13 protein-coding genes are annotated in these 16374 nt (G+C 65.5%); 9 read left to right on the top strand and 4 right to left on the bottom strand.

Translation table 11 applies throughout. The features are described 5' to 3' along the window. Positions 1–79: 79 nt before the first annotated feature. Positions 80–1804: a hypothetical protein gene (locus H6851_14385; GenBank protein MCB9944793.1), complete on the top strand. Its 1725-nt coding sequence runs from the start codon at positions 80–82 to the stop codon at positions 1802–1804. A gap of 85 nt (positions 1805–1889) precedes the next feature. Next, positions 1890–2612, top strand: coding sequence for a hypothetical protein (locus tag H6851_14380; GenBank protein ID MCB9944792.1), 723 nt, complete (start codon positions 1890–1892; stop codon positions 2610–2612). Between the two features lie 78 nt (positions 2613–2690). On the opposite strand, the gene H6851_14375 is transcribed toward H6851_14380, so the two are convergent. From H6851_14375 to ispH, 4 genes are read right to left on the bottom strand one after another with little or no spacing between them, the layout of a single operon-like run. After that, positions 2691–4409, bottom strand: a complete 1719-nt coding sequence (locus H6851_14375; protein MCB9944791.1) for a dihydroxy-acid dehydratase — start codon at positions 4407–4409, stop codon at positions 2691–2693. Further along, the gene (gene rnhA / locus H6851_14370; protein MCB9944790.1) at positions 4406–4873 is read right to left on the bottom strand and encodes a ribonuclease HI; all 468 of its coding nucleotides are present in this window, start codon (positions 4871–4873) and stop codon (positions 4406–4408) included. Before rnhA ends, H6851_14375 begins: the two co-directional genes overlap by 4 nt. Further along, complete coding sequence (gene thrB / locus H6851_14365; protein ID MCB9944789.1) at positions 4863–5822, bottom strand: homoserine kinase; 960 nt, start codon at positions 5820–5822, stop codon at positions 4863–4865. Before thrB ends, rnhA begins: the two co-directional genes overlap by 11 nt. Before the next feature lie 8 nt (positions 5823–5830). After that, positions 5831–6802, bottom strand: coding sequence for a 4-hydroxy-3-methylbut-2-enyl diphosphate reductase (ispH, locus tag H6851_14360; GenBank protein ID MCB9944788.1), 972 nt, complete (start codon positions 6800–6802; stop codon positions 5831–5833). Positions 6803–6998: 196 nt separating this feature from the next. On the opposite strand from ispH, the gene H6851_14355 reads away from it, so the two are divergent. The 7 genes from H6851_14355 (at position 6999) to aceE (ending at position 16368) form a co-directional block, all read left to right on the top strand. After that, entirely contained in the window at positions 6999–8204 is a 1206-nt protein-coding gene (locus tag H6851_14355; protein ID MCB9944787.1) for a multidrug effflux MFS transporter, read from the top strand. A gap of 85 nt (positions 8205–8289) precedes the next feature. Then, positions 8290–9432, top strand: a complete 1143-nt coding sequence (locus H6851_14350; protein ID MCB9944786.1) for a phosphoserine transaminase — start codon at positions 8290–8292, stop codon at positions 9430–9432. A gap of 26 nt (positions 9433–9458) precedes the next feature. Then, positions 9459–11036, top strand: a complete 1578-nt coding sequence (locus tag H6851_14345; protein ID MCB9944785.1) for a phosphoglycerate dehydrogenase — start codon at positions 9459–9461, stop codon at positions 11034–11036. A 144-nt stretch (positions 11037–11180) separates the two neighbouring features. Beyond that, positions 11181–12488 (top strand): adenylosuccinate synthase, encoded by a 1308-nt coding sequence (locus H6851_14340; protein ID MCB9944784.1) that lies wholly within the window; start codon positions 11181–11183, stop codon positions 12486–12488. Between the two features lie 13 nt (positions 12489–12501). After that, positions 12502–13008: a phosphonopyruvate decarboxylase gene (locus H6851_14335; GenBank protein MCB9944783.1), complete on the top strand. Its 507-nt coding sequence runs from the start codon at positions 12502–12504 to the stop codon at positions 13006–13008. After that, complete coding sequence (locus tag H6851_14330; protein ID MCB9944782.1) at positions 13002–13583, top strand: aldehyde dehydrogenase; 582 nt, start codon at positions 13002–13004, stop codon at positions 13581–13583. The genes H6851_14335 and H6851_14330 overlap by 7 nt, the downstream gene beginning before the upstream one ends. Before the next feature lie 103 nt (positions 13584–13686). Next, positions 13687–16368, top strand: a complete 2682-nt coding sequence (aceE, locus tag H6851_14325; GenBank protein ID MCB9944781.1) for a pyruvate dehydrogenase (acetyl-transferring), homodimeric type — start codon at positions 13687–13689, stop codon at positions 16366–16368. Positions 16369–16374 lie beyond the last annotated feature (6 nt).

The following is a 16374-nucleotide window of genomic DNA, read 5'->3' as shown; positions in this document are numbered from 1 at the left end:
ATCGTCCCGGGGTTTCATGGCCAATCCATTTACATCGCAAGCTCGTGTCAGCCCGGCCGCCATCCGGCGGCAGGCTGCCATGATGCGGCATGAAGACAAGGCCGACCGGCGCAACAACAATCGCCCCTTGGCCATGGGAACGGCACTTTCCGCCGGATTCCTCGGATTCCTCGTCCATGCCGCGACGCGAAGTGCTGCCGCTGCGACGCCTGCGGAAGAAGGCGGCGCAAATCCGGTCTATGGCGAGGCCACGACCAGGCCCGATCTCGCAATGGGACTGGCCGAGGATCCTGCCCCCACGAGCTTCCTCAACTTCACCGGCAACATCTCCGCGGCACGACCGGCCGCGAGGGCCGACACCACCGCCTTCAGCTTCGACGGCAACGACGCCGGACAGGGACTGGAGGAAAGCAAGGCTGCATTCGGCATCGGCGCCCCCATCGTCTCCCCCACCGAAGGCGGGGAAACCGTACAGCCTGCCGGCGGCCCCGACACCTCCGTCGCCAGTTCTTCCGAACCGGTCAACATCACGTTTTCAGCCGCTCCCGTCTCCTTCCTGACAACGGGCCTGCTGGCCGGCGACGGCCAGGACGGCGGCATCGCACCGGAACCCTACACCGGGCCGTATTCGGCGGTCCTGAGCGGCACGCAGGGCGATGACGTGATCTCGGGCACCGACGCGAACGAGGAAATCTTCGGCGGCGGCGGCCATGACATCATTGACGGCGGCGGCGGCAACGATTCCATCGACGGCGGTGCCGGCGACGATGTCCTGCATGGCGGTGCCGGCGATGATCGCCTCATGGGCGGTGACGGTAACGACTTTCTCGACGGCGGAGCCGGGCAGAACATGCTCTACGGCGGACCCGGCGACGACATGATGGTGATCCACAAGGTCGGCGACCTGACGTTCGAGGAGCCCGGCGAGGGTCGGGACACCGTCGTGGTCAACGACGGTTTCGCCGCCGATCTCGACATGCTGGCGGGTCACTCGTTTCCCGGCGGAATCACGACCTTCACCATGGGCTCGGCGGTGGGAACGGCACTCCCCGACGCCGCAGGCGGCTTTGTCCAGTCCATCGACCCGGACATCGAGAACATCGTCATCCTCGACCGGGCGGACCACAATGTCGTGGCCGGCGACACCGACAACCATATCTTCGCCGGCGATGGCAACAACCAGGTCTGGGCCGGCGACGGCGACGATCTGGTCGATGGCATGAGCGGCGACGACCTGATCTATGGCGAGGACGGCGACGATCTCCTTGCCGGAGGCGATGGCTATGACATGCTGTTCGGTGGAGAGGGCGACGACACCTTCCTGTTCGGCCTGAGCGATTCGGCGGTCGATACCGTCTTCGATCATCAGGGCAGCAACATCATCGAGATTGCCGATGCCCAGAGCGACCGGCTGGGCAAGAGGATGGATGGCGACGACCTGATCCTCACCCATGATGGTGCCGATATCGTGCGCATCGACCAGTATGCCGGTCACGAGGCGGCCTTCGACGGCGTACGGACCGGCGGAGATGGCGGCTTCAGCCTGATGCGGAATATCCCCGACGATGCGGGATCGTCGGCCACGACGGCCGACATGACCTACACGACCGCCGGCTCCACCCCGGCAACCGGCCTCGCCGAGGCGTCCGGCAGCGAAGATTTCAGCTGGAACTCTCCGCAACAGGCCTCGGACGACCTGCTTCAGGGCTTCATGTCCCATGCCGTCGACGGCTTCAGCGGTGAAGCCGATATCCTCGCCGACTACATGGGCGACACACCCGTCCACCGCAACTCGCACGATTGAAGAACCAGCCTGCCGGCATACCCGATGCATGGGTTAAGGAATAATTTCCTTTACATTCCATGACATCCATGGCAGGATCGAAGGCATGTCGACCAACCCCACACCTGCAGGTTCCATGACGCGTCCGTTGAGGCTGGCGCGGCGGATCTCGCGTTGGGGGTTGGCACGACTGTTGCGGTTCGCCTGGCTGCGGGCCACCGGGCGGCAGGCGGAACCGGAGATGGCGGGCTGTCGCGACATGGACCCGCCCGGCGATGACCGGCTCCTCCCGGAGACCGTCCGGACACTGGTCATGGCGCTCGAATGCCTCGCCGCCGATGGCCGCGACGGGCTGCGCGCCTTCCTCGCCGACCGGGCGCGCCCATGGTTTGCCGAACTGTGCCAGCACCTGTTCCACTTCGCCGGCGAGGACAACCGTGACGAGCTGGAATGGCTGCGCTGGGCAACCCAGAAGCGCGGCTATCGCCCGCTGGAGGCCCTGCTGGACAGCGTGCTGCGGCGGATGGATCAACCTGCGCGATCGCGTTCCCGCACCGGGGAACATCGCGTGCCGTCAACCGAACGCATCCGCGAACTGCGGCAGGACCCGGAGCACCAGACGGCGCTGCAACGTGCCCGCGGCCGCCGCCGTCTCCTGTGCAGGCTGACCGGCCACATCCACGCCCTGCTGCTGGCCGCCGGCACGGCACTGCCGGCGGAACGCGACGCGGCGAAGACGGCCCACGCCCCGGCGGCCGGGACGTTCCCCGCACCGCAGGACGATTTCACAGCCGACGGCACGTCCTTTCTTCGCGACGCCCCCGCCTGACCGGCCGAACCGGCCCCGATCCCTAAAATTCGACGAAAATCGAAGGTATTTCGCGAGGGATCAGGCTCTTGCGGCCCCTCAGTGAATCTCCGGTTCCGGCAGCCGTTCGGTTCCCGCGAGATAGTCGAAGTCGCAGCCGTCGTGGGCCTGCTGGATGTGCTGCACGAACATCTGCTCGTAGCCGCGCGCGGGCGCCGGCCTGGGCCTGAACGCCTTGCGGCGTCGTTCGAGTTCGGCGTCGTCGACCAGCATGTCGAGGCGGCGGGCGTCGATGTCGATCTCGATCGTGTCGCCGGTCTTCACCAGGGCAAGATTGCCGCCCACCGCGGACTCCGGCGAGACGTGGAGGATGCACGCCCCGTAGGAAGTGCCGGACATGCGCGCATCGGAGATCCGCAGCATGTCGCGAACGCCCTGTTTGAGCAGCTTCCTCGGGATCGGCAGCATCCCCCATTCGGGCATGCCGGGACCGCCCACCGGGCCGGCATTGCGCAGGATGAGAACGTGATCGGCGGTGACGTCGAGATCGTCGGAATCGATCCGTGCCGCCATGTCGTTATAGTCCTCGAACACCAGAGCCGGCCCCTTGTGCTTCAGGAAGCGCGGATCGGCGGCGGACGGTTTCATCACGCAACCGTTGGGGGCAAGATTGCCGTAGAGGATGGCGGCGGCCTGCTTGCTTACCGGATTGTCGAGGGGCTGGATGACATCGTCCTTGTAGACCTGCGCATCGGCAATACCCTCGCCGATTGTGTGGCCGCCGACCATGCGTGCGTCGAGGTCGAGTAGCGGCTCCAGCCGCTTGAGCAGGGCGCGGATGCCGCCGGCATAGTAGAAATCCTCCATCAGGTACCTGCCCGACGGGCGGACATTGGCCAGCACCGGCACGGTCTGCGCCAGTTCGTCGAAGCGGTCGATGGTGAGCGGGATGCCCGCCCGCCGGGCCATGGCGACGACATGCACCATGGCATTGGTCGAGCCGCCCATCGCCAGATGGCAGCGGATGGCGTTGTCGATACTCTTCGCGGTGAGGATGTCCGACGGCTTGAGATCCTCCCATACCATCTCGACCGCGCGGCGGCCCGAGGCGGCGCACATGCGCGGGTGGTTGGCATCGGGAGCCGGAATCGAGCTGGCGCCGATCAGCGAGAACCCCATCACCTCGGCGATCGCGGTCATGGTCGAGGCGGTGCCCATGGTCATGCAGTGGCCATAGCTGCGGGCGATGCCGTCCTCGATCTCGTCCCAGTCCCTCTGGGTGATGTTGCCGGCCTTGAGTTCGGCCCAGTATTTCCAGCTGTCCGAGCCGGAACCGAGAATCTCGCCATGCCAGTTGCCGCGCAGCATCGGCCCGGCGGGCACGAAGATCGCCGGGATGTTCATGGAGATGGCTCCCATGAGCAGGCCCGGCGTCGTCTTGTCGCAGCCGCCCATGAGCACCGCACCGTCGATCGGGTGCGAGCGCAGCAGCTCCTCGGTCTCGATGGCGAGAAGGTTGCGGTAGAGCATGGTGGTCGGCTTGACGAACGGTTCGGACAGCGAGATCGCCGGCAGTTCGATCGGGAAGCCGCCCGCCTGCAGGATGCCGCGGCGGATGTCCTGCACGCGCTCCTTGAAGTGGGCATGGCACTGGTTGATGTCCGACCAGGTGTTGACGATGGCGATCACCGGCTTGCCCTCGTAGTCCTCGGGTCCGTAGCCGATCTGCTTGATGCGCGAGCGATGGCCGAAGGCGCGCAGGTCCTGCACGCCGAACCAGCGGTGCGAACGCAGTTCCTCGGGCTTCTTCCTCGTCATTCCACTTCCTCCCCCTGCTGTTTGCGGATGTCCTCGATGGCACCGCGCGCCAGTTCGTCGGCACGCTCGTTCTCCGCGTGGCCGGCATGGCCCTTGATCCACAGCCATTCGACACTATGCCGCGAGCGGGCCTCGTCAAGGCGCTGCCACAGATCCTGGTTCTTCACCGGCTTCTTCGATGCCGTCTTCCAGCCGTTGCGCTTCCAGCCGGCAAGCCATCGGGTGATGCCGTCGCGGACATAGACGCTGTCGGTGGTCAGGCGGGCGGCAACCGGGCGCTTGAGGGATTCGAGCGCGCTGATGGCGGCCATCAGTTCCATGCGGTTGTTGGTGGTGTCCCCCTCGCCGCCGGACAACTCCCTCTCGTGGCCGTTCCAGCGCAGGATGGCACCCCAGCCGCCCGGGCCCGGATTGCCGCTGCACGCACCGTCGGTGAAGATCTCGACCACCTTGTCAGACGCCATAGGACCCCGCCGAATCGTGCATGCGGTGGAAGCGGAGCCGGCGCAGATATTCGTTCGGATCCTTGGGCCTGACCAGCGCACCCTCCACCTGGTTGAGCCAGTCGTAGAGCCTGGTCAGCGCGAAGCGCAGGGCGCCGCCGCGGGCCAGCACGGGAATGGCCTCGATCTCCTCCGCCGGCATCGGGCGCAGGCTCCGGTATCCGTCGAGCAGCGCGCGCGACTTGGTGATGTTGAACTCGCCCGAGGCCTCGAAGCACCAGGCGTTGATGCAGATGGCGACGTCATAGGCCAGCAGGTCGTTGCAGGCGAAGTAGAAGTCGATGATGCCGGTGACCCTGTCGCGGTCGAAGAACACGTTGTCGGGAAACAGGTCGGCGTGGATGACCCCGCTCTCCAGATGCCGCGGCCAGGCCCTTTCGAGATGGTCGAGTTCGGCCGCGATCTCGTCCGCCAGTCCGGGCTCCACCCCCTTGGGCGATGCCTGCGACTGGGAGAACAGGCCGCGCCAGCTGTCGACCGACAGCGCATTGCGCCGCTCCAGCCCGAAACCGCGCCCGGATGCGTGGAAATCGGCCAGCGCCATGCCCAGCGCGCGACAACGCGCCGGCGTCAGGGCCCGCGGCGACCGGCCGTCGAGAAAGCTGATGATCGCCGCCGGCTTTCCGGCAATCGACTGCAGGGCATTGCCGTCGCGGTCCTTGACCGGCACCGGGCAGCACACGCCGTTGCCGGCGAGATGATCCATCAGTTGCAGGAAGAACGGCAGGTCGTCCGGATCGACGCGGCGTTCGTAGATGGTCAGGATGTAACGGCCGCGGTCGGTCAGCAGGAAGTAGTTGGAGTTCTCGACTCCTTCGGCGATGCCCTTGAGGGCGATGATCCTGCCGATGTCGAAGCCGGCGAGCAGGGTATCGAGCTGGTCCTCGTCGATCGTGGTGTAAACCGCCATGGATGGCCTCAGGAGATGCCGGCGGCAGTGCGCCGGGGAGTGGGCGGTGCCCTGAAGGTCACGTTCTCGCGCACCAGTTCGAACGGTTCGACCTCGACGTCGAAGCGCTCGCGCAGGGCGGCGATCAGCCCCTGGACGAGGGATTCGGGCGCCGATGCGCCGGCCGATATGCCGACGGTGGCGACACCATCGAGCATCCCGATGTCGAGTTCCCGCGCATCCTGGATCAGGAGCGCGCGCGGGCAGCCCGAATTCCTGGCGATCTCGACCAGCCTTACCGAATTGGAGGAATTGGGCGCACCGACCACCAGCACGAGTTGGCAGCGGCCCGCAATGGAGGAAATCGCCTGCTGGCGATTGGTGGTGGCGTAGCAGATATCCTCGTTACGCGGCCCCCGGATCCCGGGAAACCGCTCCCTGAGGGCGGCGACGATGGCCGCGGTGTCCTGCACGCTCAAGGTCGTCTGCGTGGCGAAGGCGAGGCGGTGCGGATCGGGCACCTCGACCCTTGCCACGTCGTCGACCGTCTCGACCAGGAGGACGGACCCTTCGGCCACCTGTCCCATCGTCCCCTCGACCTCGGGATGGCCCGCATGTCCGATGAGGATGATGGTGCGGCCTTCCCGGTGGTGCCGCTCGACCTCGCGATGCACCTTGGAGACCAGCGGACAGGTCGCATCCGCATAGAGAAGCCTCCGCCGCGCCGCCTCCCTGGGCACGCTCTTGGGCACGCCATGGGCGGAAAAGACCACCAGCGCGTCCTCCGGCACCTCGTCGAGCTCGTCGACGAAGATCGCTCCCTTGCTCTCCAGGTCGCTCACGACGTGGCGGTTGTGGACAATCTCGTGGCGGACATAGACCGGCGCCCCATGTTCCTGCAACGCACGCTCGACGATCTGGATGGCGCGCTCCACGCCGGCGCAGAAACCGCGCGGACTGGCCAGCAGCACTTTCAATGCGCGTTTGCCCGATCGAGCCAAACTCCGTCTCCGGTCGCCAGGGATGAACTGTCGCGGCTGAGCTATCACACCTCCGGGCGGCACGATAGCTTTCGCATTCCGCGAACAGGAATTTCGCCGGTTGCGAACTGGTCAAACCGGGCGGCATGCGACATCCTGCGCTACCCGTCCGCCTGCCGACGACGCCTTGGGCCGGATCATCGTACAAAGTCAGGACATGCAAATCACCGATACCCCTTCAAGCTCATCGATAAGGCTGGTCTTCGTCCTGGTCGTCGCAACGGCCCTGGGGCCGTTCTCGATGCAGATCTTCCTGCCGGCCCTGCCCGCGATCCAGGCGGATTTCGGCGTCAGCGCGGCAACGGCCCAGCTCGTCTTCAGTCTCTCGGGTATCGCCATGGCCGTGGCGACGCTGTTCTACGGACCGATTTCGGATGCGATCGGCCGCAGGATCACGATGATCGCCGGGCTGGTTGTGTTCCTCGTCGGCAGCGCCATCTGCGTCGTCGCCCCCAACATCCACGTCCTGATCGCCGGACGGGTGATCCAGGCCGCCGGGGGCGTAGCGGGCATGGTGCTCTCCCGGGTCATCATCCGCGACATCTACAGCCGCGACGAGGCGGCGACCGCGATCGCCTATGTCACGATGGCCATGGTCGTCGCCCCGATGCTTGCCCCGACCCTGGGCGGATACATCGTTGCCTGGACCGTATGGCCCGTGGTGTTCGTCGTCTCGGGACTGGTCGGCCTGCCGGTCCTGCTGGCGACGCTGCGCCAACTGGTGGAGACGCGCTCGCACGACGTCGTCGCAGGCAGCGTCCGCAGCATCCTGCACAGCTTCGCCATCTTGATGCGCAACCACCTGTTCATCGCCTACACCGCGCAGGCGGCCTTTTCGATGTCGGTATTCTTCGGCTTCCTCGCCGCAGCACCCTATGCCGCCATCACCCTGATGGGCCTGCCGGTGGCGGATTACGGGCTCATGTTCATCATGATTTCCGCCGCCTTCATGGGCGGCAATTTCCTCTCCGCGCGGATCGGCGTGAGGGTTGCCGTCGATACCAAGATCACGATCGGCGCGCTTGGGACGCTGGCCGGCACGGCGAGCAGCGTGCTGCTGCTCCTGCTGCTCCCGTGGTCGCCATGGTCGGTGTTCGTGCCCATGGCCGCGACGGCCTTCTTCCAGGGTATGGCCATGCCGAATTCGCAGGCGGCGGTGGTCAGCGTGAAGCCGGAAATCGGCGGTGCGGCCTCCGGTCTCGCCGGCTTCGTCCAGCTCACCATGGCCTCGCTGGTTGCCCAGACGCTGGGTTCGCTGCAATGGGGCACACCCTACCCGATGGCGTTCGGCCTGCTTGTGTGCGCCGGTGCCATGACCTTCTTCGCGTTCCGCGCACGTTCCATGGGGCAGCCGGTGACGTAAGGTCGCCGATCGACATATTGCAGTGCAAAAAAAATCGCTCTAGCTTGCGCCGCGTTCTTTTCCCCAAGCGACGAGAGAGCCAGTCATGAGCGAGCCGTCCGTTCGACCCCAAAACCCGTGCTTCGGTTCGGGGCCGACCACCAAGCGACCGGGATGGTCGCTGAGCGGACTTTCGGGCGCGCTGACCGGCCGCTCGCATCGCGCAGGCCCGGCCAAGGCGCGCATCGCCGAGGTGATCGAGCGTTCGCGGGCCCTGCTGGGCATGCCCGACGACTACAGGCTGGGCATTGTTCCGGCATCGGATACCGGCGCGTTCGAGATGGCCATGTGGTCGATGCTCGGCGCGCGCGGTGTCGATGTGGTGGCCTTCGAGAGCTTCGGCTCCGGCTGGCTGACGGATGCCGTCAAACAGCTCAAGCTCGCGGACCTGCGCCGGTTCGAGGCGGATTACGGCGACCTGCCCGACCTGTCGGCAACGTCATCCGACCGTGACATTCTCTTCACCTGGAACGGCACCACGTCGGGCGTATGCGTTCCCGGCGCCGACTGGATCGCCGCAGGCCGCACGGGCCTGACCTTTTGCGACGCAACATCGGCCGCGTTCGCGATGCCGCTTGACTGGTCGAAGCTCGATGTCACCACCTGGTCCTGGCAGAAGGTGCTGGGCGGCGAGGCCCAGCACGGCATGCTGGCACTGTCGCCGCGGGCCGTCGAACGGCTGGAGAGCCACACGCCGCCATGGCCGCTGCCGAAGATCTTCCGCATGACGAAGGGTGGAAAACTGATCGAGGGCATCTTCCGCGGCGAGACCATCAACACGCCGTCGATGATCGCCGTGGAGGATGCGCTGGACGGCCTGCGCTGGGCCGAGGAGATCGGCGGCCTCGATGCGCTCATCGGCCGCAGCCGCGCCAATCTGGAGGTCGTGGAATCGTTTGTCGCCGAAAGCGACTGGCTCGACTTCCTGGCCCGAGATCCGGCCACCCGTTCCTCGACGTCGATCTGCCTGAAGATCAGCGATCCGGGCATCGGCGACGTGTCGGCCTTCGTCAAGGCGATGACCGGGAAGCTCGACAAGGCCGGTGTTGCCCACGACATCGCCTCCTACCGCGACGCACCGGCCGGATTGCGCATCTGGGGCGGCTCGACGGTCGAGCCCGGTGACATGAAAGCCCTGATGCCCTGGCTCGAATGGGCCTGGCGCTCGACCCGCCCCGCCTTCGCCTGACCTTTCTTCCCAGTCCCGGATATCCCATGCCCAAGGTACTCATTTCCGACAAGCTCAGCCCCGCTGCAGCCCAGATCTTCACCGACCGCGGCGTCGAGGTCGATATCAAGACCGGGCTGTCCAAGGATGAACTGATCGCCATCATCGGCGACTATGACGGCCTGGCCATCCGTTCGGCGACCAAGGTCACCGCCGAGGTGCTGGAGGCTGCCGGCCGTCTCAAGGTGGTCGGCCGCGCCGGCATCGGCGTCGACAATGTCGACATCGAGGCCGCGACCGCAGCAGGCGTCGTCGTCATGAACACGCCGTTCGGCAATTCGGTCACGACCGCCGAACACGCCATCGCGATGATGATGGCGCTTGTCCGCGACATTCCTGCCGCCGACCGCTCGACCCGCGCCGGCAAGTGGGAAAAGTCGCGTTTCATGGGCGTGGAGGTCACCGGCAAGACGCTGGGCGTGATCGGCTGCGGCAACATCGGCGCCATCGTCGCCGGCAAGGCGCAGGGGCTCGGGCTCAAGGTCATCGCCTTCGACCCGTTCCTCTCCGAGGACCGCGCGCGTGACATCGGCGTGGAGAAGGTCGAGCTCGATGCGCTCGTCGAACGTGCCGACATCATCACCCTGCATACGCCGCTCACCGAGCAGACGCGCAACATCCTCTCGCGAGAACGGCTCGCGGCCTGCCGGAAGGGTGTCCGCATCGTCAACTGTGCCCGCGGCGGTCTCGTCGACGAGCAGGCGCTGGCGGATCTCATCACCGAAGGGCACATCGCCGGTGCGGCGCTCGACGTGTTTTCCACGGAACCCGCCCGTGAATCGCCGCTGTTTGCCCTCGACAAGGTGATCGTGACCCCGCATCTGGGTGCGTCCACCGCCGAGGCGCAGGAGAAGGTGGCATTGCAGGTGGCCGAGCAGATGAGCGACTATCTGGTCAGCGGAGCCATCGTCAACGCGCTCAACATGCCATCCGTCTCCGCCGAGGAAGCACCGCGTCTCAAGCCCTACATGCGCCTTGCCGAACAGCTCGGTTCGTTCGCCGGCCAGCTTACCGAAACCGGCCTGCGCTCGGTGACCATCAGCTATTGCGGCCATGTCGCCGGGCTCAACACCCGCCCGCTGACCCAGATCATCCTCAAGGGCCTGCTCGCACCGCTGATGGCCTCGGTGAACATGGTCAACGCCCCGGCGGTGGCGCGCTCGCGCAGCATCGGCGTCACCACGTCCGAATGCAGCGATGTGGAGGCCTACCAGACGCTGATCGAGGTCACGGTGGAGACCGAGCGCGGTTCGCGCGACCTGCGCGGCACGCTGGTCCATGGCGAGCATCCGCGCATCGTGCGCATGCGCGGGATCGACATCGAGGCGAGCCTCGGCGAGCACATGCTCTATGTCCGCAACAACGACAGACCCGGTTTCGTCGGCGGGCTCGGGCGGGTTCTGGGCGATGCGGGAATCAACATCGCCACCTTCCATCTCGGCCGCAAGGAGGAAGGCGGCGAGGCCATCGCCCTCGTCGAGGTCGATTCCGACGTGCCCGAGGATGTCCGCGGGAAGATCCTCGATCTGCCCAACGTGCTTCAGGTCAAGCATCTGAGCTTCTGACCGCGAACGCGTTCCGGCGACACGTTGTCAAGGGTCGCCACGACGATGCTGCCGTGCTAGAGACATGGCGGCAAGAGGCCGGTGCTTGTCGCCGGCCTTTTTTGCGTGAGCAATGAACCCGGACGCTAGCGGGAGAGAAGGTTCATGACCAATGTGGCGGTAGTCGGCTCGCAATGGGGCGACGAAGGCAAGGGCAAGATCGTCGACTGGCTTTCCGAGCGTGCCGATGTCGTGGTGCGCTTTCAGGGCGGCCATAATGCCGGGCATACGCTCGTCATCGACGGCAAGACCTACAAGCTGTCGGCTCTCCCCTCGGGCGTGGTCCGCAGCGGCAAGCTGTCGATCATCGGCAATGGCGTGGTGGTCGATCCGTGGGCGCTGCTCAAGGAGATCGAGACGGTGCGCCAGCAGGGCGTGGCGGTCTCCAGCGAGAACCTGCGCATCGCCGAGAACGCCGCGCTCATCCTTCCGCTGCACGGAGAACTCGACCGGGTGCGCGAGGAGGCCCGTTCGCGCAACAACCAGGGGGCCGGCAAGATCGGCACCACCGGCCGTGGCATCGGTCCGGCCTATGAGGACAAGATCGCACGGCGGGCCATCCGCGTGTGCGATCTGGCCAACCAGGCGACGCTCGAAGCCAAGGTCCACGATTTGCTGATCCATCACAACGCCTTGCGTCGCGGGCTGGGTGTTGCCGAACTTGAGGAAGGCCCTCTGGTCGCCGAGCTTCAGGCCCTCGCACCGAAGCTCCTGCCGTTCGCCGAGCCGGTCTGGCTGCGGCTTTCCGAACTCAAGCGCGCCGGCCGCCGGATCCTGTTCGAGGGTGCGCAGGGAGCGATGCTCGACGTTGATCACGGCACCTATCCCTATGTGACCTCATCCAACACCATGGCCGGCATGGCGGCCACCGGTGCCGGTGTCGGACCCGACAGCGTCGGCTTCGTGCTGGGCATCACCAAGGCCTACACGACCCGCGTCGGATCGGGGCCCTTCCCCACCGAGCTCCACGATGAGACGGGCAGGTTGCTGGGCGAGCGTGGTCACGAGTTCGGCACGGTCACCGGTCGCGGCCGCCGTTGCGGCTGGTTCGACGCGGTGATGGTGCGCCAGGCGGTCAAACTCAGCGGCATCAACGGCCTGGCGCTGACCAAGCTCGACGTCCTCGACGGCCTGAAGACGCTGAAGATCTGCACCGCCTACAACCTCAACGGCCAGACGCTGCACCATCTGCCGGCCGGCATGAGCACGCAGGCGGCGGTGGAGCCGATCTACGAGGAGATCGAGGGCTGGGAGGAGAGCACGCGCGGGGCGCGTTCGTTCGCCGATCTGCCGGCCCAGGCGGTGAAATACGTCAAGCGGCTGGAGGAGCTGGTCGAGGCGCCGGTAGCATTACTGTCCACCAGTCCGAACCGTGAGGACACCATTCTCGTAACCGATCCCTTTGCCGACTGAGGAACAGCATCACATGCCGGGCCATGGCCGTGCCCTGTTCGAACTGTTCGCACGACATGATATTCGCCATGTCGTGTATGTCCCCGACGCGGGACATTCCGAACTGATAGATCTTGTCACGAACGACGAACGGTTCATCTGCACACCTCTGACAACCGAGGAGGAAGGTGTCGCCTACCTCGCCGGCGCGTGGCTGGGGGGCGAGCGCGGTGCGCTGCTGATGCAGTCCAGCGGTGTCGGCAATTGCATCAACATGCTGGGACTGTCCGAGACCTGTCGTTTCCCCCTGTTGATGTTCATCACCATGCGTGGCGAATGGGCCGAGCAGAATCCCTGGCAGCATCCCATGAGCCGCGCCGTGCAACCCTGCCTCGAAGCCATGAACGTCATCGTCCAGCGCGCATCGACCGCCGACGGGCTCGCCGACACTACCGAGGCCGCCATCGAGATGGCCTATGCCGGCGACCATGCCATCGCCGTCCTGCTGGGACAGAGACTGATCGGACGCAAGACATGGTGACCCGCCCGCAGATCGAGCGACGTGAGGCCGTCCGCCTGCTGCTCGACGACCGGGGCGGGCTGCTCGTGGTCTCCGGCCTCGGCTCGCCAACCTGGGATCTGGCCGCCGCAGGCGATCATCCCCGCAATTTCTACCTCTGGGGCGCGATGGGCGGTGCTGCCATGGCGGGGCTGGGCATGGCGCGCGCGCAACCCGGTCTGCCGGTCATGGTTCTGACCGGCGATGGCGAGATGCTGATGGGCATGGGTTCACTGGCGACCATTGCCGCCGCGGCACCGGCCAATCTCTCCATCGTCGTCCTCGACAACCGGCACTATGCCGAGACGGGCATGCAGCCGAGCCATACCGGAATGGGCACCCGTCTCGACGAGGTTGCCCGCGGCTGCGGATTCGCCTGGTCCGCACGCCACTGCGACATTCAGGAACTGGCCGCACTTCGCCAGCGCATTCACGCAATGGAAGGGCCCGGTCTTGCCGTTCTCGAAGTCGAGACGACCGACCAGCCGAGGATCATGCCCAGCAGGGACGGAGTTTTCATCAAGAACCGTTTCCGGGCCGACCTCCGGCGATCCTGACCTCGCCATTTTCGCATACAACCCTTGCGCCTGCAGTGGTTCTCGGCAACGCTGTCAGGCATTAGCCACGCCATAATGAAAATTGTTCAAGGAGGTGACGGCGATGGATGAGCTGAGAATGGACGGGGATGTCGATCCGCTTGAAACCCAGGAATGGATGGATGCGATCGATTCGGTCATCGAATTCGAGGGGGCGGGCCGCGCGGTCCAGTTGCTGGAAGGTGCGATAGCGCGTGCGCACGAGCACGGAGCCGACCTGCCCTTCACCGCAAACACGCCGTACCTGAACACGATCCCGGTCTCCGAACAGGCGGCCAGCCCGGGCGATCACCACGTCGAATGGCGCATCCGCTGCATTTCCCGCTGGAACGCCATGGCGCAGGTCCTCCGCGCCAACAAGACCAGCAGCGAGCTTGGGGGACATATCGCCTCCTATGCAAGCTCCGCCACACTCTATGATGTCGGTTTCAACCATTTCTGGCATGCTCCCTCGAAAGATCACGGCGGTGACCTGATCTTCGTCCAGGGACATGTGGCACCCGGCATCTATTCCAGGGCATTCCTGCTCGGCCGCCTCACCGAACGGCAGATGGACAATTTCCGCCAGGAAACGGGCGGCAACGGCCTTTCGTCCTACCCGCATCCCTTCCTGATGCCGGACTTCTGGCAGTTCCCCACCGTGTCGATGGGGCTGGGACCGCTCATGGCCATCTATCAGGCCCGGTTCATGAAATACCTGCACAATCGCGGCATGGCCGATACCGGGCCGCGCAAGGTCTGGGCCTTTCTCGGCGATGGCGAGATGGACGAGCCGGAGAGCCTCGGCGCGATCTCGCTGGCCGCCCGCGAGAACCTCGACAACCTCGTCTTCGTGGTGAACTGCAACCTTCAGCGCCTCGACGGCCCCGTGCGGGGCAATGGCAAGATCATCCAGGAACTCGAACGGGTGTTCCGCGGTGCCGGCTGGAACGTGATCAAGGTGATCTGGGGCAGTCTGTGGGATCCGCTGCTCGAACGCGATCATACCGGCGCCCTGCGCCGGGTCATGGAAACCACCGTCGACGGCGAATACCAGGCGTTCAAGCGCAAGGGCGGCGCCTATACCCGCGAGAACTTCTTCGCCAAGGATGCGGATGCGCTCAAGCTGGTGGAAGGCATGTCGGACGAACAGGTCTGGCAGCTCAATCGCGGTGGGCACGATCCGCACAAAGTCTACGCCGCCTACAAGCGGGCGGTGGAGACGACCGGCCAGCCCACGGTCATCCTCGCCAAGACCGTCAAGGGCTATGGCATGGGCGAGGCCGGCGAAGGGCAGAACATCACCCATCAGCAGAAGAAGATGGGCGAGGATGCGCTTCGGGCGTTCCGCGACCGGTTCGACATCCCGGTCTCGGACAGGGAACTGGCGGACATTCCCTACGTGACCTTCAAGGATGGAAGCGCCGAGCTCGAATACATGAAGGCGCGTCGCCACGAGCTGGGCGGCTATCTGCCGAAAAGACGCCCTCGGACATCCGTGGAGCTTCCCGCGCCGGCGCTGTCGGCCTTCGACGCGCAGCTCAAGGATACCGGCGATCGCGAAATCTCCACCACTATGGCGTTCGTGCGCATCCTCAACACCCTGTGCCGCGACAAGCAGATCGGCAGGCACATCGTGCCGATCGTGCCGGACGAGAGCCGCACCTTCGGCATGGAGGGCATGTTCCGCCAGCTCGGCATCTACAATCCCATGGGCCAGTTGTACAAGCCCGAGGATGCCGACCAGCTGATGTACTACAAGGAGAGCAAGGACGGCCAGGTGCTCCAGGAGGGCATCAACGAGGCGGGAGCGATGTCCGACTGGATCGCCGCGGCCACCTCATATTCGACCCATGACGTGCCGGTGGTGCCCTTCTACATCTATTATTCGATGTTCGGCTTCCAGCGGGTGGGCGACCTGGCCTGGGCCGCCGGCGACATGCGCGCACGCGGCTTCCTCATCGGTGGCACCAGCGGCCGCACGACGCTCAACGGCGAGGGGTTGCAGCACGAGGACGGGCACAGCCACATCCACGCCCACCTGATCCCCAACTGCGTCTCGTACGATCCGACCTTCTCCTACGAGCTGGCGGTGATCATCCGGGACGGCCTGCACCGGATGCTGGAGAAGCAGGAGGACGTCTACTACTACATCTCGGTCCTGAACGAGAACTACCACCATCCGGCCATGCCCGAAGGTGTGGAGGATCACATCAGGAAGGGGCTCTACCTGCTCAAGGCGGCGGAGGAGCCCGCCGGGAAAGGCAAGCAGGCCAGGGTCCGGCTGATGGGTTCGGGTTCGATCCTGCGCGAGGTGATCGCCGCAGCCGACCTGCTCAAGGACGATTTCGGTGTCGCCGCCGATATCTACAGTGCGCCCAGCTTCAACCTGCTGGCCCGCGAGGGACAGGAGATCGAGCGCTGGAACCGCCTGCATCCCGAAGAGGATCCCAGAAAGGCGCATGTCACTGAATTGCTCGAAGGCAGTGACGCGCCGGTCATCGCATCGACCGATTACATCCGCCTCTATGCCGAGCAGATCCGCGGTTACGTTCCGGCCCGCTATACCGTGCTGGGAACCGACGGATTCGGCCGCAGCGACTACCGCAAGGCCCTGCGCCGGCACTTCGAGGTGGATCGCTACCAGGTCGCCCTGGCCGCTCTCTCGGCCCTGGCGGCCGAGGGCAGCGTACCGCGCAAGACCGTCAGCGAGGCTATCCGGAAATACGGCATCGATACCGAGAAACCCTACGCGCTCTACGCGTGATCGAAA

Source organism: Geminicoccaceae bacterium (assembly GCA_020638465.1).
Classification (GTDB): Bacteria; Pseudomonadota; Alphaproteobacteria; order Geminicoccales; family Geminicoccaceae; genus JAGREO01.
Note: the sequence above shows the minus strand (reverse complement) of the source record. Positions and strands in the feature narration are given on the sequence as shown.

Bases quoted from the DNA above. Each gene is read 5' to 3' on its own strand.
- H6851_14385 (MCB9944793.1), top strand. From the start codon at position 80: ATGATGCGGCATGAAGACAAGGCCGACCGGCGCAACAACAATCGCCCC.
- H6851_14380 (MCB9944792.1), top strand. From the start codon at position 1,890: ATGTCGACCAACCCCACACCTGCAGGTTCCATGACGCGTCCGTTGAGG.
- H6851_14375 (MCB9944791.1), bottom strand. From the start codon at position 4,409: ATGACGAGGAAGAAGCCCGAGGAACTGCGTTCGCACCGCTGGTTCGGC.
- rnhA (MCB9944790.1), bottom strand. From the start codon at position 4,873: ATGGCGTCTGACAAGGTGGTCGAGATCTTCACCGACGGTGCGTGCAGC.
- thrB (MCB9944789.1), bottom strand. From the start codon at position 5,822: ATGGCGGTTTACACCACGATCGACGAGGACCAGCTCGATACCCTGCTC.
- H6851_14355 (MCB9944787.1), top strand. From the start codon at position 6,999: ATGCAAATCACCGATACCCCTTCAAGCTCATCGATAAGGCTGGTCTTC.
- H6851_14350 (MCB9944786.1), top strand. From the start codon at position 8,290: ATGAGCGAGCCGTCCGTTCGACCCCAAAACCCGTGCTTCGGTTCGGGG.
- H6851_14345 (MCB9944785.1), top strand. From the start codon at position 9,459: ATGCCCAAGGTACTCATTTCCGACAAGCTCAGCCCCGCTGCAGCCCAG.
- H6851_14340 (MCB9944784.1), top strand. From the start codon at position 11,181: ATGACCAATGTGGCGGTAGTCGGCTCGCAATGGGGCGACGAAGGCAAG.
- H6851_14335 (MCB9944783.1), top strand. From the start codon at position 12,502: ATGCCGGGCCATGGCCGTGCCCTGTTCGAACTGTTCGCACGACATGAT.
- H6851_14330 (MCB9944782.1), top strand. From the start codon at position 13,002: ATGGTGACCCGCCCGCAGATCGAGCGACGTGAGGCCGTCCGCCTGCTG.
- aceE (MCB9944781.1), top strand. From the start codon at position 13,687: ATGGATGAGCTGAGAATGGACGGGGATGTCGATCCGCTTGAAACCCAG.